Raw genomic sequence first — 18,766 nt, forward strand, 5'->3', positions numbered from 1 at the left:
CCGGCGGGCCGGCCAGCCCCGGCTTTCCCTGGCCCTGCGCCGGGTTTATGACGCGACGCAATGAGCCGCCGTCCCGCCGCCGCCGCCGAGTCCCCGCCCGTCCTGATCACCGAGACCGAGGCCCTTGCCGCGCTCTGCGAGCGGCTCAGGACCGAGACCTTCGTGACCGTGGACACCGAGTTCATGCGCGAACGGACCTACTGGCCCGAGCTCTGCCTCGTGCAGCTCGCCTCGGATGCCGAGGTGGCGCTCGTGGACACGCTCGCCCCAGGACTCGACCTCGCCCCGCTCGGCGCGCTGCTGGCGGACCCCGCCGTGCTCAAGGTGTTCCATGCCGCGCGCCAGGACGTGGAGATCTTCCTGCTGAAGTTCGGCGCGGTGCCCGCGCCGCTGTTCGACACGCAGGTCGCGGCCATGGTCGCGGGCTATGGGGACCAGGTCTCCTATGACGGCCTGTGCCGCTCGCTCGCCGGGACGCAGATCGACAAGGCGCACCGCTTCAGCGACTGGTCGGCGCGCCCGCTCTCGGCCGCGCAGATGGCCTATGCCGCGGCCGACGTGACGCATCTGCGGCGGATCTATCGCGCGCTCGACGAGAAGCTGCGGCGGGAGGGGCGCCTCGCCTGGGTGGCCGAGGAGATGGCCGCGCTGACCGACCCCGCGACCTACCGGCTGGACCCCGAGACGGCATGGGAAAGGCTGCGCCCGCGCACGGGCAACCGGCGCTTCCTCGGCGTGCTGCGCTCGGTCGCCGCCTGGCGGGAGCGCGAGGCGCAGCGGATCAACATCCCGCGCCAGCGGCTGGTGAAGGACGAGACGCTGCTCGAGATCGCCGCGACCATGCCCGAGACGGTCGCGGACCTCAGCCGCGCGCGCGGCATCTCGGAGGGTTTCGCCAAGGGCCGCTCGGGCGCGGGGCTGCTGGCCGCGGTGAAGGCGGGCAAGGAGCTGCCGGAGGCCGAACTGCCCGAGGCCCCGCGCGACCGCGCCGGCCCGCCCGTCTCCCCCGCGCTGGTGGCGCTGCTGAAGGTGCTGCTGGCCGCGAAGAGCGAGGAGCACCACGTCGCGCCGAAACTGCTCGCGAGCAGCGAGGACCTCGACCGGCTGGCGGCGGGCGAGGCCGCCGACGTGCCGGCGCTGCATGGCTGGCGGCGCGAGGTGTTCGGCGAGGCGGCGCTGGCGCTGAAGGCCGGGCGGCTGGCGCTCGGGGTGGACGGGAAGCGGGTGAAGCTGATCCGGGCGGGGTGAGGCCCATCGCCGGGGGCGCGGGACGTTCGGACCATCGGCTTCCGGCGCAGCCCACGCGGACGGGGTATCCCCACGGTGCGGCTCCCGGTGATGGTGTCCAGAGGCCCTTCGGCCTCTGGTGGGGAGAGGCCCGGAGAGGGGCAAAGCCCCTCTCCGGACCCATACTCAGCCCGCGAGTTCCACCACAGCCTCCAGCCCCAGCGTCGCCGCCAGCGCCTCGACCCGCCGCAGCACGCTCTCGCCCGCGAAGACGCCGCTGCCTTCCACCAGCCTGAGCACGAGCCGCCCGCCGCTGCGGTCGAGCGCCGTGCCCGCCAGCAGCTCGGGCGTGCCGCCCGACAGCGTGTAGGCGAGCCGCAGCGCCGCCCCCAGGATTTCCGCCCGCCGCACCGCCGCGACATCGAGCAGCACGCGCGCGGCCTGCAGGAAGGGCGCATCCGCGCCGGCCTCGTAGCGCAGCGCCACCGCGAGCGCGAGGAAGGCGCGCGCATGGTGGTCGAGCCCCACGCCCGGCTGGCGCAGCACGCGGAAATAGGCGTGCTCGGCGCGGTAGTCCGGGTGGTCGTGGCTGCCGATGTCGCTCACCCAGCAGGCGGCGGCGCGCAGCGCGGCTTCGGCCACGCCCTCGCGCTCGAAAAGCCCGGCGGTCCATTGCGCGAGGGCGGGCGGCAGGCGCGGGTCGCGGCCGAAGCGGGCGGCAAGGTCCTGCGCGGCGGCGAGCAGCGGCTCGCGCCGGCGCTCCTCGGCGGCGATCTGGCGGGCATACCAGCCCTCGCGCAGCCCGTTGGCGCTGAACACCACGCGCCGCGCGCCCGAGGCGCGGATCAGCCGGCGCATCACCATCGCCGCCCAGGGCAGGTCCTGCAGGCGCTTGGTCGGCGCGCCGGGCATGCGTTCGAGCGTGCGGCGGGTCGCGGCCATCACCACGCCGGCGAGGTCGCGCGCCTCCTCCCGCGACAGCACGTAGTGGTGCACGATCGAGAGCGGATAGGCGGTCTGGGCGATGTGCATGCGCGCGAGCGCGCGCCACGCCCCTCCGACGAGGTAGAGATCCCGCCCCTGCCCCTCCGGCAGCCAGGCGATGCGGCCGAGTTCCTCGGTGGCGATGGCCCGCCCGCGCTGGATCTCCCCGCCCGCGCGTTCGGCGAGGCGGATGGCCCCGAGCGGCAGGCTGGCCGAGCGCCCCGCGCGGCCATGGGCGAGTTCCACCAGTTCGAGCGAACCGCCGCCGATGTCGCCCAGCACGCCGTCCGCATCGGGGAAGCCGAGCAACACGCCCTCGGCCGAGAGCATCGCCTCCTGCTGACCGGTCAGGATGCGGATCGTGAGGTCGGGCAGCCGCGCGCGCAGCGCCTCGACGAAGGCCGGGCCGTTCGCCGCGTCGCGCACGGCCGCGGTGGCGAGCACCTCGACCGGCTCCGCGCCCATGGCGCGCGCGACGGTGTGGTAGCGCACCATCACCGTGACGGCCTGTTCCACCGCCTCCTCGTTCAGCCGGCCCGTGGTCACGAGGCCGCGGCCGAGGCCGAGCACCGCCTTCTCGTTGAAGATGGTCAGCGGGTTGCGCGCCCGCCCCTCGAACACCACGAGGCGGACGGAGTTAGAACCGAGATCCACCACCGCCGCTCGCGGCTGGCGCAGCCCGGCCTCGGCCGGGGCCGGCCTTTCACGGGTGAGTTGGCTCAAGGCGTCAGTCCTGCAGCACGCGGTCCTGCCGCGGCCGCCGCGCGCTGCCCTTGAGCGCGCTGCCGCGGCCGGACAGCGAGGGGTTGGTCATGAAGTATTCGTGCGCCGAGACCGGCTTATCCCCCGGATCGAGCCGCCTCCAGTCGCCCTCGGGGCCGAGCTGCCAGGACTGCATCGTGTCCTTGAGGTTCACCACCATGATCTGGTCGAGAACCTGCGCGTGCACGGTCGGGTTCTCGACCGGCACCATGGTCTCGACGCGCCAGTCCATGTTGCGCGCCATCCAGTCCGCGCTGCTGATGAACACCTTGGCGCGGCGCGAGGGCAGCCGGTGCCCGTTGCCGAAGACCGCGACGCGCGAATGCTCGAGGAAGCGGCCGACGATGGACTTGACGCGGATGTTCTCGCTCATGCCCTTCACCCCGGGCCTGAGGCAGCAGATGCCGCGCACCACCGCATCCACCTTCACCCCCGCGCGGGAGGCGGCGTAGAGCGCGTCGATCAGCGCCTCGTCCACCAGCGAGTTCATCTTGAGCCAGATCGCGGCCGGCTTGCCCTCCTTCGCGAAGGCGATCTCCTGGCCGATCAGCGCGAGCAGCGTGGGGCGGATGGTCAGGGGCGAGAAGGCGAGCTTTTCCATGCTCTCGGGCCGCGCATAGCCGGTCATGAAGTTGAACAGCTTCGCCGCGTCGCGCGTCAGCGCCGGGTCGGCGGTGAAGTAGGAGAGGTCGGTGTAGATGCGCGCGGTGACGGGGTGGTAGTTGCCCGTGCCGAAATGCGCGTAGGAGCGCAGGTGCTGCCCCTCGCGCCGCACCACCAGGCTGACCTTGGCGTGGGTCTTGAGCTCGACGAAGCCGAAGACGACCTGCACGCCGGCCGCTTCCAGCTCGCGCGCGAGGGCGATGTTGCGCTCCTCGTCGAAGCGCGCCTTCAGCTCGACGATGCCGGTCACGGACTTGCCCGCCTCCGCCGCCTCGATCAGCGCCTTGGCGATCGGGCTGTCCCGCGTGGTGCGGTAGAGCGTCTGCTTGATCGCGACCACGTTGGGGTCGCGCGCCGCCTGGCGGAGGAACTGCACCACCACGTCGAAGGATTCATAGGGGTGGTGGACCACGATGTCCTTGGCCCGGATCGCCGCGAAGCAATCCCCGCCATAATCGAGGATGCGCTCGGGGAAGCGCGGCGTGTAGGGGGTGAAGAGCAGGTCCGGCCGGTCGTCCACGATGAGCTGCGTGAGGTCCGAAAGCCCCAGCAGCCCGTCCACGATGAACAGCTCCGAGCGCGGCGCCTCCAGCTCGTCGGCCACGAAGTCCATCATGTCCGCCGGCGTCGCGGCGGTGACGGAAAGGCGGATCGGGCGGCCGCGGCGGCGGCGCTTCAGCGCCGTCTCGTAGGAGCGCACGAGGTCCTCGGCCTCCTCCTCGAACTCCACGTCGGTGTCGCGGATCAGGCGGAACAGGCCGGTCTCGGCGGGGATGAAGCCGGGGAAGAGCCGGTCGAGGAACAGCAGGATCAGATCCTCGAGCTGCACGAAGCGGATGCCCGCCGCACCCTCGCGCGGCGGCAGGCGGACGAAGCGCTGCACCTGCGGGCTCAGCGGCAGCAGCGCGCGCATGGTGCCGCCATCCTCCTCCCGCACCAGCTTCAGCACCATGCAGAGCGAGAGGTTGGCGATGAAGGGGAAGGGATGCGCCGGGTCCACCGCGAGCGGCGTCAGCACCGGGAAGACGCGGTCCATGAAGTAGCCGTGCAGCCATTCGCGGTCGGCGGCGTCGAGCTCGCCCAGGTCGCAGACGATGACCCCCGCCTCCCGCAGCAGGCCGCGCAGCTCCCTCCAGGCCGCCTGCTGGCCCTGGATCAGCGCCTGCGCCCGGTCGTGGATGGCGACGAGCTGCTGCGCCGGCGTCCGCCCGTCATTGCTCAGCTTGGTGATGCCGGCGCGCTCCTGGCCGACCAGGCCGGCGACGCGCACGGAATAGAACTCGTCGAGGTTGGAGGCCGAGATCGCGACGAAGCGCAGCCTCTCGAGCAGCGGGTGGCGCGGGTTCGCCGCCTCCTCCAGCACGCGCTGGTTGAAGGCGAGCCAGGAGAGCTCCCGGTTGATGAAGCGCGCGGGGCTCGACAGCAGCGCCTCGGCGTCCTCGGCCGTGGCTGGAGGGGCATCGGTCATGGCCGCAGACTACAGCAGCGCGGCCGTGCCGGGCGAGGCCGCCTCCGCAAACGTCTCCGAAGCGTCATCATCGGCCGCCTCGCCGAAGCCTTCCCAACCGGCGAGGACCGCGCGGGCGAGGCTGCGCGTGACCGGCGCGCGCGCGGCCAGCGCCGCACGGTCGAGCCGCGCGGCGGCCTCGGCCAGCGTCCCGGCGTCGCGGGCGAGCCTCTGCAGCAGCCAGGCGCGGACATCGGGCGCGACGCGGAGCTGGCGGTCGGCGAAGAGTTTCGCCAGCAGCGCACCGAGCAGCGCATCCTCCGGCCGCCCGATCCCGGCCGAGGCGGTGGCGCGCAGCCGGCTGCCGAGATCGGGCAGGCCGACCGGCCAGCGCGCCGGCGGCTCGCGCCCCACCAGCAGCAGCCGCTCCCCCCGCTCGGCGCAGAGGTTGATCAGGTGCAACAGCGCCCGCTCCTCGGCCACGGCATCGGCGTCGTCGAGCACGGTGCCGCCGGGTCCGGGCGGCGGCAGGCCGCGCAGGGCCGGGCCTTCGAGGAAGCGCCAGCCCTGCGCGGCAGCCGTCGCGCGGGCGATGTGGGACTTGCCCACCCCGGCCGGGCCGAACAGGGCAAGACGGCCGAGCGGCCATTCCCCTGGCCGGTCGAGCCAGGCGAGCGCCTCGGCATTCGAGGCATCCTCGAGGAAATCCGCGCGCGCGGAGGAGGCGGGAAGCGACAGCGGCAGGGCGAATTGCCGCCCCCCCCGGACGGGCGCGGCCATGCTCAGCCCCCCGTCCGCGGCGGGTCGAGGTAGAGCGGGCTTTCGAGGTATCGCCGCAGCCAGTAGCGCGCCACGACGCCGACCGCCGCGGCCATCGGCACCGCGAGCAGCACGCCGAGGAAGCCGAAGGCCACCCCGCCGGCGAAGAGCGCGAAGATCACCCACACCGCATGCAGCCCCACCCGGTCGCCGAGCAGGTAGGGATAGATCACGTAGCCCTCGATCGTCTGCCCGACCACGAAGATGGCGACGATCACGAGCACCTCGTTCCAGGTACCGAACTGGCCCATCGCCAGCAGCACCGCCGTCAGGAAGCCGGTCAGCGAGCCGACATAGGGGATGAAGGAGAGGATCCCGGCCATCAGCCCCACCGTCAGCCCGAGCTCGAGCCCCGCGAGCTGCAGCGCGACGGCATAGAACACGCCGAGCCCCGCGCAGCACAGGAGCTGCCCGCGCAGCCACGCCGAGAGCACACGGTCCGTGTCGCGCGCGAGCTGGCGCAGCACCGCCGCGTTGCGCCGCGGCAGCCAGCTCTCGATCCGCCCGAGCAGCACGGGCCAGTCGCGCAGCAGGTAGAAGGCGACCACCGGCACCACGACGACGAAGGTGAAGACCTGGAACAGCGCGAGCCCGCTGCCGACCAGCCGCGTCACGGCGGTGCCGACCCAGGCCATCATCGGCCCGACCTGCCCGATGGCGAGCTCGCGCAGCCGCTGGTCCACCATCTCCGGCCCCAGCGTCTCCTCGAGGCGGATGAGGCCGTCGCGCAGCAGCGCGGCGAGGGTGGCGACGTAGCTCGGCAGCCGCTGCAGCAGGATCCCGAGCTGGGCGAGGATCAGCGGGTAGAACAGCAGCACCGCCAGCAGCGAGAACGCCATCAGCAGGAAGATGAGGAAGAAGGCGCCGAGCCCGCGCCGCACGCCGAGCCGGGCGAGCCGCGTCGCCGGCGGGTCGAGGAAATAGGCGATGACCGCGGCCAGCACGAAGGGCGTCAGGATCCCCTGGAACAGCCACAGCGCGAAGAGCAGCGCGCCGCCGAGGCCGAGCATCAGCGCGACGCGCTGGCGCGGCGTGGCGGTGCGCGGTGCTGCCGGCGGCGGGAAGCGCGGCGCCGCCGGCGCCGGCACGACCGGGCGCGCGCCGGGATCGGGGCGGGCGGGCGGGCGCGGCGCCTCGTTCACCCGGCACCTTCCCCGGTCATGCGCGCGGCCTGGACCACATAGGCCGCGCCGGAGGCGAGGGTGGTCGCCGCCACCAGCCAGATCATCGCCTCGAGCAGGCTGGGCGCGGCGAGGCCGAAGCCCTTGAGCAGCAGCGCGAGCGCGGCGAGGCCGATCTGCGCCGCCGTGTTCGCCTTCGAGACCAGGAGCGGCCGGATCCGCGCCGGGAAGCCCAGCACCCAGAGGAACAGCACGCCGCCCACGATCAGCAGGTCGCGGAAGACCACCATGATGGCGAGCCAGTCCGGCAGCACCCCGATCGCGGCGAGCGTGACATAGACCGAGACCAGCAGCGCCTTGTCCGCCAGCGGGTCGAGCAGCGCGCCGAGCGCCGATCGCGCGTTGCGCACCCTGGCGAGCCAGCCGTCCAGCGCATCCGAGACGCCGGCGCCGACGAAGACCAGGAAGGCGAGGTCCAGCCGGTGCTGCAGGATCAGCCACACCGCCGCCGGCACGGCGCAGAGCCGCGCCAGCGTGATGAGGTTCGGCAGCGTGAACAGCCCCGCCTCGACATCGGCCGAGGGGGGGAGCGGCCGCCGCAGGCGGTCAGGAGCGTCCGGCAAGGCCCACGCGCCAGGCATCCCCGGGCGCCCCGGACCCCGGCACGAAGGAGACGCCCTGCCGGGCGAAATCCTCCGCCGCCGCGCCCGGTGCCGTCCGCAGGCCGAGCCGCAGCCGCGCCCGGTCGGTCGAGATGGCGATCACCTCGATCCGCGCCGCCCCGCCGCGCAGGCGGCGCCGCAGTTCCAGCCATTCCTCGAGCGAGCCGTAAAGGGCCACCGCCTCGACGGTGGCCACGGCGGGGCCGGCGGCTGGCGGGCGCGGCTGGGCGGTGCCCTCGCCCGCCGGCGCGCCCGGAGGCGCAGCGCCGCCCTCGGCCACGCCGGCGCCGCCGGTCATGGCGCGGGCGCGGGCTGGGTTGAAGTTGACGGTGATGCGCCCGGCATAGCGCGTCGGCGTGGTGCGCTCCTCCTCGATGATGATGGAGGAGACCATCGCCTCGATCTGCGCGTCCGAGAGGGTGCGCGAGGCGCCGGTCGCCGCCGCGATGCGCTCCCAGGCGGCGCGCCTTCCGGCCGCGAGCGCCCGCTCGCGCGCGATCACCGCGTTCTCGGCCGTGGCCTCGGCCGGCACGCCACGCTGCGTGAAGGAGACGGCGGCGGGTGCGTCCTGCGCCGGCACCGGCGCGGGGGCGAGGACGAGCAGGGCGGTTGCGATCAGCGCCGCCGCATGGTTCTTTCCGCGCGCCCGCGCGGTGCGGGACCTGTCCGGCATCGCGCCCCCAACCCCTTCAAGGCCGGCCCGGGGCCGGCGGTGACGTGCCGCTTCGCGCGGCCCTTGCTTGCCAGCCAATACCCGATCGGAGGCTGCCCTGACCAGTTCCCCGTCTTCCCCCCTCACCTACCGCGCCGCTGGCGTGGACATCGAGGCCGGCGATGCGCTGGTGGACGCGATCAAGCCGCTCGCGAAATCCACCGACCGCCCCGGCACCATGGGGGGCCTCGGCGGCTTCGGCGCGCTGTTCGACCTCAAGGCCGCCGGGTTCCGCGACCCGATCCTGGTCTCCTCCACCGATGGCGTCGGCACCAAGCTGCGCGTGGCGATCGAGGCCGGCATCCACGCGACGGTGGGTGTGGACCTCGTGGCGATGTGCGTGAACGACCTCGTGGTGCAGGGCGCCGAGCCGCTGTTCTTCCTCGACTATTTCGCGACCGGCGCGCTCGATGTGGCCGCGGCGCGGGAGGTGGTGGCGGGCATCGCGGAGGGCTGCCGCATCGCCGGCTGCGCGCTGGTCGGCGGCGAGACCGCCGAGATGCCTGGCATGTATGCGAAGGGCGACTACGACCTCGCGGGCTTCTCGGTGGGCGCGGCCGAACGCGGCGCGCTGCTGCCGCGCGGGGATGTGGGCCCCGGCGACGTGGTGCTGGGTCTCGCGGCCTCGGGCGTGCACTCCAACGGCTTCTCGCTGGTCCGCCGCATCCTCGAACGCGCGGGCGTGGGCCTTGCCGCCCCGGCGCCCTTCGCGCCCGGCCGCTCGCTCGGCGAGGCGCTGCTGGAACCGACGCGGATCTACGTGAAGCCCCTGCTCGCGCTGCATCGCGCGGGCCTGCTCAAGGCCGCCGCGCACATCACCGGCGGCGGGCTGCCCGGCAACCTGCCGCGCGTGCTGCCCGCGGGCACGGTCGCGGCGCTCGATGCCCGCGCCTGGACGCCGCCGCCGGTCTTCGCCTGGCTCGCGCAAACCGGTGGCGTGGCGCCGCAGGAGATGCTGCGCGTCTTCAACTGCGGCATCGGCATGGCGCTGGTGGTGGCGGCCAGGGACGCCGAGGCCGCGGCGGCGCTGCTCGCCGAGCATGGAGAGGCGGTCTGCCGCATCGGCCATCTCGAATCCGGGGAGGGCGCGGCCGGCGTGCGGATCGGCAACCTCGGCCCCGCCTGGCCGGCATGAGCCGCCGCCGCGTCGCGGTGCTGATCTCCGGCCGCGGGTCCAACATGGCGGCGCTGCTCGCGGCGGCCGAGGACCCGGCCTATCCGGCCGAAATCGCGCTGGTGCTCTCGAACCGCGCCGAGGCGCCGGGCCTTGCCCATGCCGCCGCACGCGGCGTGCCGACGGCGGTGGTGGAAAGCCGCGCCTTCAAGGGCGACCGGGCCGGGTTCGAGGCGGCGATGCAGGCCGAGATCGCGCGCCACGGTGCGGAGATCATCGCGCTCGCCGGCTTCATGCGGGTGCTGACGGAGGGATTCGTGGCCCGCTGGGACGGGCGGATGATCAACATCCATCCCTCCCTGCTGCCGGCCTTCCCGGGGCTCGATACCCATGCCCGCGCGCTCGCCGCCGGGGTGCGGCTGCATGGCTGCACGGTGCATCTGGTGACCGCGGGGGTGGATGAGGGGCCGATCCTGGCCCAGGCCGCCGTGCCGGTGCTGCCCGGGGACACCGAGGCGAGCCTCGCGGCGCGGGTGCTGGCCGAGGAGCATCGCCTCTACCCCGCCGCGCTCGCCTGGCTCGCCGCCGGGCGCGTGCGGCTGGAGGGCGGGCGGGCCGTGGTGGACGGCGCGGCGGGCGCATCCGGGGCGCTGCTCAACCCCTTGCCCTGAGGCGCCGCGCTTCCTAAACGCTCAACGAACACAGCGCGCGAGGACGTTCCGTGGCCGAACAGCAGAGCTATGAATTCGTCGAGGTGAAGGCGACCGACATCCTCGCGGAGCGCCAGGCCGCCTGGGGCGGGTTCACCACCTTCATCACCTGGTCCACGGCCGCGGTCGCGATCGCGCTGATCCTGCTCTACCTGATCTGGGGCTGAGGCAGCGGGCCGGCGCCCGGCCGGCCCAGCAGCCAGCCCTGCAGCGCGTCGCATCCCGCGGCCCGCAGCGCCTGCATCTGGCCCGCGCATTCCACGCCCTCGGCGACCGCGATCGCGCCCATGGCGTGGGCGAGGTCCACCACCGCCGCCACCGCCGCCCGCGCCCGCGCCGCGACCGGCCCCTCGCCTTCGAGATCGGCGGTCAGGGCCGGGTCCAGCTTGACCGAGGCGAAGGGAATGTCGCGCAGCGCGCGGGCCGGGCCCAGCGCGCCGCCGAAATCATCCAGCGCCACCGCGATGCCGAAGGCGCGCAGATGCGCCGCCAGCGCCCGGGCCGCGCCGAGGTCGCGCACCACCGCAGCCTCCGGCAGTTCGAGCACGAGGCCGCGCGGATCCACCCCGGTGGCCTGCAGCGCGGCGCGCACCATCGGCGCCGCATGGCCGCCCAGGATGCCCGACGCCGAGACGTTCACGGCGAGCCAGGGCCCGCCGCGCGGCCAGGCCGCGCGCAGGCGGAAGGCATTGACCATCACCCAGGCATCGAGCGCGACCCCGCGCCCGGCGGCCTCCGCCGCGGCGAGCACGTCGAGCGCGCCGAGCGGCCCGAGGTCGGGATGGTCCCAGCGCAGCAGCGCCTCGTAGCCCACGGGGACGAGGCTCGCGGCCGCGCAGACCGGCTGCAGGTCGAGCCGCAGGCCCGCCCCGCCCGCCGCCAGCGTCGCGGCGAGTTCCGCCCCGAGCCCCGTGACCTCGCCGCTTTCCGCCACCATCCCGCCCATGCGCCGCTCCGCCTCTCTGGCGCGGGCATGAAAGGGCGGGTCGCGTTAAACGCCGGTGAGCGAAGCCCCGGAAACCGGGCGCCGCGGCGCCGTATCAATGCCGTGCCGGGGCGCGGCGCGGTCTCCTGCCAGCGGGCGCGAGGCTTGAGCATGCGCTCGCTCGCATGGCGCGCGGGGCTGGTCGGGCGGCCCCGCGCGGAACCAGATCCTGAGGCGCTGCGGACAAAGAGCGACCCCTTGTCCGCAGGGTATCAGCCGACGATCTCGCAGCCGGCGAAGAAATAGGCGATCTCGATCGCCGCGTTCTCCGGGCTATCGGAGCCGTGCACCGAGTTCGCCTCGATGCTTTCGGCGTAGAGCTTGCGGATGGTGCCCTCGGCGGCATTGGCCGGGTTGGTCGCACCCATCAGCTCGCGGTTCTTCGCCACCGCGTTCTCGCCCTCGAGCACCTGGACCACGACCGGGCCGGAGACCATGAAGTCCACCAGGTCGTTGTAGAAGGGCCGCGCGGCGTGGACCTTGTAGAACTCCTTCGCCTGGGCGCGCGACATCCAGATGCGCTTCTGGGCGACGATGCGCAGGCCGTTCTTCTCGAAGATGGCGTTGATGGCGCCGGTCAGGTTCCGCCGCGTGGCGTCGGGCTTGATGATGGAGAAGGTGCGTTCGATGGCCATGGCGGCTGTCCTCGGTCGTTCTGCGATCGGGCGGGCGCATAGGCGGGAAGCGGGCCGCGCGCAACCCCCCTGCGCGGCGGCGCCTGACAGCGCCGCGCGGCGCGGCTAGAAGGCGCGTCGCATGACCGTCCTCGCCATCCGCGACCTGACCATCCGCATCGCCGGCCGGCCGCTGCTCGATGGCGCGTCCCTGCAGATCGACACCGGCCGCAAGGTCGGCCTCGTCGGGCGCAACGGCGCGGGCAAGTCCACGCTGCTGCGCGCCATCACGGGCGACCTCCAGCCCGATGGCGGGGAGATCCGCCTCGCCGCGCGCGCGCGCCTCGGCCATGTCGCGCAGGAGGCGCCGGGGGGCGAGGAGAGCCTGCTCGATGTCGTGCTCGCCGCCGACACCGAGCGCGCGGCGCTGCTCGCCGAGGCCGAGGCGCATCCCGAGCCCGCGCGCCTGGCCGAGATCCACGAGCGCCTGATCGCCATCCGCGCCGACAGCGCGCCGGCGCGCGCGGGGGCCATCCTCTCGGGCCTCGGCTTCGACGCCGCGGCCCAGGTGCGGCCCTCGCGGGAGTTCTCGGGCGGCTGGCGGATGCGCGTGGCGCTGGCCCGCGCCCTCTTCGTCGAGCCCGACCTGCTGCTGCTCGACGAGCCGACCAACCACCTCGACCTCGAAGCGACGATGTGGCTGGAAACCTGGCTGCAGCGCTTCGCCGGCGCGGCGATCGTGGTCAGCCACGACCGCGGGCTGCTCGAACGCTGCGTGGACGCGATCGCGCATCTCGATCGCGGCGGCATCACGCTCTATCCGGGCAACTTCGCGGATTTCGTCCGCATCCGGGCCGAGCGCCAGGCGCAGCAGGCGGCGCAGAACGCGCGCATCGCCGCCGAGCGCGCGCGCATCCAGTCCTTCGTGGACCGCTTCCGCGCCAAGGCGACCAAGGCGCGGCAGGCGCAGTCGCGGCTCAAGGCGCTCGAACGCCTGCCGCCGGTCGAGGCGGTGGTCGAGGACACGCCCGTGCGCTTCGCCTTCCCCGCGCCCGAGGAACTCGCCCCGCCCATCCTCTCGCTGAGCGGGTGTGCGGTCGGCTATGGCGGCCCACCCGTTCTGCGCAACCTGAACCTGCGGCTCGACCAGGACGACCGCATCGCGCTGCTGGGCGCGAACGGCAACGGCAAGTCCACGCTGGCGAAGCTGCTCGCCGGGCGGCTGCAGCCCGAGGGCGGCACGGCCTTCCGCACGCGGTCCCTGCGCGTCGGCTATTTCGCGCAGCACCAGGCGGACGAGCTGGATCTCGGCGGCACGCCGCTGAGCCACATGCAGGCCGCATTGCCCAAGGCGAGCGAAACCCAATGCCGCGCGCAGCTCGCCCGCTTCGGCCTCGACGCCGACCGCGCGGAGACGCGCATCACCGCGCTCTCGGGCGGGGAGAAGGCGCGGCTGCTGCTCGCGCTGACCACGCGCGAGGCGCCGCACCTGCTCATCCTCGACGAGCCGACCAACCACCTCGACATCGACGCGCGCGAGGCGCTGGTGAAGGCGCTGGCGGAGTTCGGCGGCGCGGTGGTGCTGATCAGTCACGACCCGCATCTGGTGGAACTGGTCGCGGACAGGCTCTGGCTGGTCGCGGACGGCACGGTCACGCCCTTCGAGGGCGATCTCGACGACTATCGCGCGCTGCTCGCCGAACGGGCGCGCGGCGCGGCGCGCGCCGAGCCCGGCGGCGCCCGGGCCGGGGCGCGGCGCGAGAGGGCGGATGCGCGCAGCGCCGCCGCGCCGCTGCGCGCGCGCATCCGCGAGATCGAGGCCAGCCTGGAGAAACTCTCGCGCGAGGACGGTCTGATCGAGAAGCGCCTCGCGGACCCCGCGACCTATGCGCGCTTCAAGCCGGAGGACATCGCCTGGGCGAACAGCCGCCGCGCCGCCATCGCGCGCGAGACAGCCGCGCTCGAGGAGGAGTGGCTCGAGATCGCAGCCCGTCTCGACGCGGCCTGAGGTCCGGCGCGGGGCTCAGCGCGCCGCGGCGAGCGGCCGTTCGCCCGGCCTCGGCGGCCGCGCCGGGCGCACATTCTCGTCCTCCAGGGTCCGCCGCATGAAGGTCGGCCACAGGGCCCGCCCGGTGGGCGGTTCCTGGAGGCCGGGCTGCTCCCTCGTGGCAGTCCGGGCCGCCTGGACAGGCGACCGAGGCAGGTCGGTGTGTCGCATCACGCCCCTCCTGTCGTCGGTAAAGGAAAGGCTAGGCCATCGGCGCCGGCCGCCGCAACGAACGGTTGTGTGACATCGCGTGACAGACCGGGTGCTCTGGACCCGCCGGGCGGGATGGGCGAACAGGGTGACAGAGCCGGCGCCGGACGCGCCGCCCGGAGGAGACCGCCATGATCCGTCGCCGCGCCCTGCTCGCGACCCCTGCCCTCGCCCTGCCCGTCGCCGCCCATGCCCAGGCATGGCCCGCGCGCCCGGTGCGCATCGTCGTCGCCTATCCGCCGGGGGGCTCGACCGACGTGCTGGCCCGCACGCTCGCCGCCGCGCTGGCCGAGGCGATCCCGGGCGGCACCTTCGTGGTGGACAACCGCCCGGGCGGGGCCGCCGTCGTCGGAACCCAGGCGGTCGCGCAGGCGGCGCCGGATGGCTACACCCTCGCCCTCGGCAACAACCAGACGCATGCGGCCAATGCCGCCATGCTGCCCTCCCTGCCCTTCGACCCGGTGGCCGATTTCGCGCCCATCGCGCGGCTCGCGGCCGTGCACCACGCCATCGTGGTGCCGGCGAACGGCCCGCGCAGCCTTGCCGAACTGGCGGCGAAGGGGCGGGGCGGCGGGCGCGTGACCTACGCCTCCTCCGGCGTCGGCTCGGCGAGCCACGTCATCGCCGAGACCTTCGTCCGCCGCGAGCGGATGGAGGCGACGCATGTGCCCTATCGCGGCGGCGCGGCGGCGACGACGGACACGGTGGCCGGCACGGTGGATTTCTTCGTCTCGACCTGGCCGCAGGTGGTGGCGCTGGTGCGGGAGGGGCGGCTGCGCGCGCTCGGCATCGGCGCGCCGGCCCGCCTGCCCGAGACGCCCGATGTGCCGACCTTCGCGGAACTGAACGCGCAGGACCTCGCGGTGGATGCGTGGTTCGGCCTCTGGGCGCCGGCGCGCACCCCGGCCGAGATCGTCGCGCGCCTGTCCGACACGCTGGTCGGCATCCTGAACCAGCCCGCGATGCGCGAGCGCCTGACCGGCCAGGGCTTCGTCGCCGCGCCGATGCCGGCGGCGGCATTCGCCGCCTTCCAGCGCGAGGAGGTCGAGCGCTGGCGGCGGATGGTCGAGATCACGGGGATCAGGCTGCAGGGCTGAACCCGGCGGGAGAGGGCGCGGCCGTCCGGGCTGGAGGCGAACCCGGCAGGCGAAGGGCTGAATCTCCTCCTCCGCCGGCATCGCGCGCGGCGCCGCCGAGGGCGGCGGCGCGCCAAGCCGGGTCGCGACACTCGCAGGCCACGGATTGTGCCGTTGCCCGCCGGTTATCGGGAGCGATACGCGGCGGGCAGCCGACCATCCCATGCCCGCCGTGCCGGGGGCCGCGCGCGAGTGCGGCTTCGCCGCGGCGTCAGGCGGCGCTCAGGCGGCCGCGCGGGTTCATCGCGGCCGCGCGTCGCGCCAGGCTCGCGCGCGCCGCCTCGAGCGCCAGCCCCTCCGTCACCAGCGGCAGGCAGCGCGGCATGGCCGGGGCGGTGCCGGGCGCCGGCGCGAAATCGGCGTGCAGCACGGCCATCGTGCCGGCATTCTCGAAGGCCTGCCGGTTGCCGGCCGCGACGAAGGATTCGGTCACGGCGCCGTCGCTGACCAGCAGGTCGTGCGCGAACAACTCGACATGGAAATTCGTGACCGTCCGGCAGGCGATATCCTGGACGATGCCGCGCCCGTCGGTCAGCAGCCCCACCGGCACCAGCGCGCCCCCCACCCGCACCGCATGGTCGGGCGAAAGCCTGAGCGGGCGGTGCGGCGTGCCCTCGCCGAGCGCCCCCGGCATCACGAGCACCGGCGCGACCGAAGCCGGGCGCGGATGCGCGGCGAGGTCCACCCGCCGCCGCCCGATCCAGCGGACCGGCTTGAACGGCGCGCCGCGCCCCGAGGCGGTCGCCACCAGATCGCCCGCGCGCAGGGTCTCGACCGGCCGCTCGCCCGCGGCGGTGAGGATCATCGTGCCTTCCGCGAAGCAGGGCACAACGACCGGGAAGCGGCCGTCGTCGAAGATGAGATCCCCTTCGAACTGGTGGAAGTACACGCGGTAGCTGAACGGGATCTGGTAGTAGGCCTCGTAGGGCAGGCCCTGGAATGTGCCCTGCTCGACCACCCAGTTGGCCGGATCGTAGGTGCCACCGAACACCGCGACATCGGCGCCGCCGCCGCCCGAGATGTACTTGTCGCCGTAGTTGCCGGTCAGGGCGGTGAAGGTGTCGTCCCCGCCGCCGCCGAACATGATCGTGATGTCGCCATTGGCCACCAGCACGTCATTCCCGGCGCCGCCGATCAGCGTGGTCGCGCCGAAATTGCCGGCGACGAGGCTGTCGTCCCCCGCCCCGCCCTCGATCAGGTCGGCCGCACCCGCGCCGATGATGGTGTCGTTCCCGTCGCCGCCGAGCAGCGTCTCCTCCTGCGGGCCGCCGAGGATGGAATCGTCGCCGGTGCCGCCGTCGAGAAGGTTGTTGCCGCTGCTCGAGACGAGCGTGTCGTCCCCGGCCTCGCCCCGCAGCGTGTCGTTCTGGCTGCCGCCATCAAGGAGGTCGTTCCCGTCGCCGCCGAGGATCGAATCATCTGCGTCGTTGCCGAGGATCGTGTCGTTGCCGCCCAGGCCAAAGATGATGTCGGCCTGTGCGCCGGGCGCGGAGAAGAGGTCGTCGCCGCCGGTGAGGGACGTCTCGGGCATGCGGGGGCTCCATCCTTGGCCAAGGGGCGCGCGACGGACGGGGCTCCCGGTAGCCGTTGCCGCGACGCCATCAGCCTAGCAGCAAGCGGCGGGATGCGGAGCGTCACTTTGCGGTGCAAACGGCCCCCGTTCCGCGAGGTTCACCCCCGCTTCTCCCAGCCGCCCGCGCCCTGCTGCCAGTAGGTGAGGGCGTGGCCGGCGGCCTTCGCGGCGGACCAGCGGCCGCGCGCGGCGGACACCGCGGCCTCGTCGCTGCCGTCGAAGAGGTCGAACACCCGGTCGTAGTCGCTCAGCCGCGCGCTGGCCGCGCCTTCCACCAGGAAGAGGAAGCGCGCGCCATTCGCCGCCGGCACGTCCTCGGTGCCGATCAGCACCGGCTGCAGGGCGTCGTTCTCCCCGCCCGCGAGGCCGTGCGGCAGCCAGTCGGGCTCGGGGCATGTCCAGAGCGCGGCGTCGAGCGCGCTGGCCCGCTCCGCCTCCCCGCACAGCACGAAGGCGCGGCCGCCCGATGCCAGGACGCGGCCGAGCAGCCGCGGCAGTGCGGCCGCGAGCGGCGTGCGGGTGAGGTGGTAGAAGCCGATCTCGGTCACGGCTCCGCCTCGAAGCGCATGGCCACCAGTCGGTCGAGCAACCGGGCGCCGAAGCCGCTCGGCCCGGCGGGTCCGAGCGCATGGGCGGCCTCCATCGTATCGAGCCCGGCGATGTCGAGATGCGCCCAGGGCGCCGGCCCCGCGAACTCCCGCAGGAAGGCCGCGGCATGGCAGGCATCGGGGATCAGCCGCCCGCCGAAGGCGCCGCTGCCCGCAGGCACGCATTGCCGCAGATCCGCGATCTCCGAGCGCAGATCCTCGCGGTGCCGGTCGCCGATGGGCATGGGCCAGACGGGCTCGCCCACCTCCTCCCCCGCCGCGGCCACGGCGGCGAGCAGCGCGGCATCCGTGCCGAACAGCCCGGCGCGATGATGGCCGAGGGCGGTCACGATCGCCCCGGTCAGCGTCGCGAGGTCGATCACCGCCCCGGGGCGGAAGGCGGTGACGGCATGGTGCAGGGCGTCGGCGAGCACGAGGCGCCCTTCGGCGTCGGTGTCCACCACCTCGACCGTGCGGCGCGAGGCGGTGCGGATCACGTCGCCGGGCCGGAAGGCGGCGGCGCCGGTGGCGTTCTCCGCGATGGCCAGCACCGCGACCGCCGGGGCGGGCGAACGGCGGCGCGCGAGCGCCAGCATCGCCCCGGCGCAGGCGGCGGCACCGGCCATGTCCGCGCGCATCGCCTCCATCCCCTCCGCGGGCTTGATCGAGATTCCCCCGGTGTCGAACACGATCCCCTTGCCCACGAAGGCCACGGGCGGGACAGGCAGCACGCCGCGCCAGCGCAGCACCGCGAGGCGCGGCGGCTCGGCGCTCGCCCCGCCGACGGCAAGCAGCGCGCCGAAGCCGTGCCGCTTCAGCCAGCCGCGGCCGTGGATCGTGACGTCGAGCCCGTCGGCCTCCAGCGCCGCGAGGCGTTCGGCGAAGCGGCGCGTCGTCAGGCGGTTCGCCGGCTCGGCCACCAGGTCGCGGGCGAACAGGCAGCCGGCCACGCCCGCCGCGCGCGGCGCGAAGGCCGCCTCGGCCGCCGCGGCGTCGCGCGCATGGACCACGAGGCGGCGCGGCGCCTTCGGCGTCGGCCGCGTCCTCAGCGCCTCGAAGCGCCAGCAGGCGAGGGCCACCCCCGCGGCCATCGCCGCCGCCTCCTCCGGGCCGAGTTCGCCCGCATCGAGGGCGAGGCCCGTCGCCTCCCCCGCCGCGAGCGCCGCTGCCGCGCCGGCGCGCTCGAAGCCCGCCGGCGTGCGCGCCGCCCCGAGCCCCACCAGGATGCGCCGCGGCGGCCCCGCGAGGTCGAGCACCTCCTCGGGCCGCCCGTTGAAGCGCGCGGCGGCGATGGCCTTGGCAACGGCGCGCGGCGGCGCGGCGGGGGCGACCGGCACGATGCAGGGCAGGCCCTCGCCGGGCGGTCCCTGGCGGAAGCGGACCTCGATCATGC

Annotated in this window: 17 protein-coding genes; 6 read left to right on the top strand and 11 right to left on the bottom strand. The window is 74.3% G+C overall.

Annotated features, from left to right (window positions below; genetic code table 11):
* The first annotated feature begins 60 nt into the window (after positions 1 to 60).
* Positions 61 to 1,248, top strand: coding sequence for a ribonuclease D (gene rnd / locus FHS88_RS06925; RefSeq protein ID WP_184482856.1), 1,188 nt, complete (start codon positions 61 to 63; stop codon positions 1,246 to 1,248).
* 165 nt (positions 1,249 to 1,413) lie between these two features.
* Here the strand turns inward: rnd and FHS88_RS06930 are convergent, their stop codons facing one another.
* Genes FHS88_RS06930 through FHS88_RS06955 form a run of 6 tightly spaced genes read right to left on the bottom strand, consistent with a single transcriptional unit; the run spans position 1,414 to position 8,358 of the window.
* Entirely contained in the window at positions 1,414 to 2,934 is a 1,521-nt protein-coding gene (locus tag FHS88_RS06930) for a Ppx/GppA phosphatase family protein (RefSeq protein ID WP_246419589.1), read from the bottom strand.
* A gap of 4 nt (positions 2,935 to 2,938) precedes the next feature.
* Positions 2,939 to 5,104 carry an RNA degradosome polyphosphate kinase gene (locus FHS88_RS06935; protein ID WP_184482860.1) on the bottom strand — a complete coding sequence of 722 codons (2,166 nt, stop codon included), beginning with the start codon at positions 5,102 to 5,104 and terminating at the stop codon, positions 2,939 to 2,941.
* A gap of 9 nt (positions 5,105 to 5,113) precedes the next feature.
* A complete protein-coding gene (locus tag FHS88_RS06940) occupies positions 5,114 to 5,863 on the bottom strand; it encodes an HdaA/DnaA family protein (protein WP_184482863.1) in 750 nt (249 codons plus the stop codon).
* Positions 5,864 to 5,865: 2 nt separating this feature from the next.
* On the bottom strand, positions 5,866 to 7,044 hold the full coding sequence (locus FHS88_RS06945) for an AI-2E family transporter (protein WP_338146454.1): 1,179 nt from the start codon (positions 7,042 to 7,044) through the stop codon (positions 5,866 to 5,868).
* The gene (locus FHS88_RS06950) at positions 7,041 to 7,646 is read right to left on the bottom strand and encodes a CDP-alcohol phosphatidyltransferase family protein (protein ID WP_246419591.1); all 606 of its coding nucleotides are present in this window, start codon (positions 7,644 to 7,646) and stop codon (positions 7,041 to 7,043) included. Before FHS88_RS06950 ends, FHS88_RS06945 begins: the two co-directional genes overlap by 4 nt.
* Entirely contained in the window at positions 7,630 to 8,358 is a 729-nt protein-coding gene (locus FHS88_RS06955) for a hypothetical protein (RefSeq protein WP_184482869.1), read from the bottom strand. Before FHS88_RS06955 ends, FHS88_RS06950 begins: the two co-directional genes overlap by 17 nt.
* 97 nt (positions 8,359 to 8,455) lie before the next feature.
* Between FHS88_RS06955 and purM the strand changes: the two genes are divergently transcribed.
* From purM to FHS88_RS06970, 3 genes are read left to right on the top strand one after another with little or no spacing between them, the layout of a single operon-like run.
* On the top strand, positions 8,456 to 9,532 hold the full coding sequence (gene purM, locus FHS88_RS06960; protein ID WP_408902354.1) for a phosphoribosylformylglycinamidine cyclo-ligase: 1,077 nt from the start codon (positions 8,456 to 8,458) through the stop codon (positions 9,530 to 9,532).
* A complete protein-coding gene (gene purN, locus FHS88_RS06965) occupies positions 9,529 to 10,182 on the top strand; it encodes a phosphoribosylglycinamide formyltransferase (RefSeq protein WP_184482875.1) in 654 nt (217 codons plus the stop codon). Before purM ends, purN begins: the two co-directional genes overlap by 4 nt.
* Positions 10,183 to 10,232: 50 nt before the next feature.
* Positions 10,233 to 10,388: an aa3-type cytochrome c oxidase subunit IV gene (locus FHS88_RS06970; protein ID WP_184482879.1), complete on the top strand. Its 156-nt coding sequence runs from the start codon at positions 10,233 to 10,235 to the stop codon at positions 10,386 to 10,388.
* On the opposite strand, the gene FHS88_RS06975 is transcribed toward FHS88_RS06970, so the two are convergent.
* Positions 10,370 to 11,167 carry an EAL domain-containing protein gene (locus FHS88_RS06975; protein WP_184482882.1) on the bottom strand — a complete coding sequence of 266 codons (798 nt, stop codon included), beginning with the start codon at positions 11,165 to 11,167 and terminating at the stop codon, positions 10,370 to 10,372. The two genes, FHS88_RS06970 and FHS88_RS06975, sit on opposite strands and share 19 nt — an antisense overlap.
* Positions 11,168 to 11,418: 251 nt before the next feature.
* The gene (gene ndk, locus FHS88_RS06980; protein WP_184482885.1) at positions 11,419 to 11,841 is read right to left on the bottom strand and encodes a nucleoside-diphosphate kinase; all 423 of its coding nucleotides are present in this window, start codon (positions 11,839 to 11,841) and stop codon (positions 11,419 to 11,421) included.
* A gap of 121 nt (positions 11,842 to 11,962) precedes the next feature.
* Between ndk and FHS88_RS06985 the strand changes: the two genes are divergently transcribed.
* Both FHS88_RS06985 and FHS88_RS06990 read left to right on the top strand, forming a co-directional pair.
* A complete protein-coding gene (locus tag FHS88_RS06985; protein WP_184482888.1) occupies positions 11,963 to 13,828 on the top strand; it encodes an ABC-F family ATP-binding cassette domain-containing protein in 1,866 nt (621 codons plus the stop codon).
* Between the two features lie 380 nt (positions 13,829 to 14,208).
* A complete protein-coding gene (locus FHS88_RS06990) occupies positions 14,209 to 15,174 on the top strand; it encodes a Bug family tripartite tricarboxylate transporter substrate binding protein (protein WP_184482891.1) in 966 nt (321 codons plus the stop codon).
* Positions 15,175 to 15,424: 250 nt separating this feature from the next.
* On the opposite strand, the gene FHS88_RS06995 is transcribed toward FHS88_RS06990, so the two are convergent.
* From FHS88_RS06995 to FHS88_RS07005, 3 genes are all read right to left on the bottom strand, one after another.
* Positions 15,425 to 16,744 (bottom strand): Hint domain-containing protein, encoded by a 1,320-nt coding sequence (locus FHS88_RS06995; RefSeq protein ID WP_184482894.1) that lies wholly within the window; start codon positions 16,742 to 16,744, stop codon positions 15,425 to 15,427.
* 140 nt (positions 16,745 to 16,884) lie between these two features.
* On the bottom strand, positions 16,885 to 17,334 hold the full coding sequence (locus tag FHS88_RS07000; protein ID WP_184482897.1) for a DNA polymerase III subunit chi: 450 nt from the start codon (positions 17,332 to 17,334) through the stop codon (positions 16,885 to 16,887).
* Positions 17,331 to 18,764, bottom strand: a complete 1,434-nt coding sequence (locus tag FHS88_RS07005) for a leucyl aminopeptidase family protein (RefSeq protein WP_184482900.1) — start codon at positions 18,762 to 18,764, stop codon at positions 17,331 to 17,333. The genes FHS88_RS07000 and FHS88_RS07005 overlap by 4 nt, the downstream gene beginning before the upstream one ends.
* Positions 18,765 to 18,766 lie beyond the last annotated feature (2 nt).

This window comes from Neoroseomonas alkaliterrae (assembly GCF_014199195.1).
Taxonomy (GTDB): Bacteria; Pseudomonadota; Alphaproteobacteria; order Acetobacterales; family Acetobacteraceae; genus Neoroseomonas; species Neoroseomonas alkaliterrae.

What these genes read in the sequence shown, in the direction of transcription:
- FHS88_RS06940 (WP_184482863.1), bottom strand. Translation starts at nt 5,863, where the DNA reads ATGGCCGCGCCCGTCCGGGGGGGGCGGCAATTCGCCCTGCCGCTGTCG.
- rnd (WP_184482856.1), top strand. Translation starts at nt 61, where the DNA reads ATGAGCCGCCGTCCCGCCGCCGCCGCCGAGTCCCCGCCCGTCCTGATC.
- FHS88_RS06975 (WP_184482882.1), bottom strand. Translation starts at nt 11,167, where the DNA reads ATGGGCGGGATGGTGGCGGAAAGCGGCGAGGTCACGGGGCTCGGGGCG.
- purN (WP_184482875.1), top strand. Translation starts at nt 9,529, where the DNA reads ATGAGCCGCCGCCGCGTCGCGGTGCTGATCTCCGGCCGCGGGTCCAAC.
- FHS88_RS06935 (WP_184482860.1), bottom strand. Translation starts at nt 5,104, where the DNA reads ATGACCGATGCCCCTCCAGCCACGGCCGAGGACGCCGAGGCGCTGCTG.
- FHS88_RS07005 (WP_184482900.1), bottom strand. Translation starts at nt 18,764, where the DNA reads ATGATCGAGGTCCGCTTCCGCCAGGGACCGCCCGGCGAGGGCCTGCCC.
- FHS88_RS06990 (WP_184482891.1), top strand. Translation starts at nt 14,209, where the DNA reads ATGATCCGTCGCCGCGCCCTGCTCGCGACCCCTGCCCTCGCCCTGCCC.
- FHS88_RS06985 (WP_184482888.1), top strand. Translation starts at nt 11,963, where the DNA reads ATGACCGTCCTCGCCATCCGCGACCTGACCATCCGCATCGCCGGCCGG.
- FHS88_RS06995 (WP_184482894.1), bottom strand. Translation starts at nt 16,744, where the DNA reads ATGCCCGAGACGTCCCTCACCGGCGGCGACGACCTCTTCTCCGCGCCC.
- FHS88_RS06955 (WP_184482869.1), bottom strand. Translation starts at nt 8,358, where the DNA reads ATGCCGGACAGGTCCCGCACCGCGCGGGCGCGCGGAAAGAACCATGCG.
- ndk (WP_184482885.1), bottom strand. Translation starts at nt 11,841, where the DNA reads ATGGCCATCGAACGCACCTTCTCCATCATCAAGCCCGACGCCACGCGG.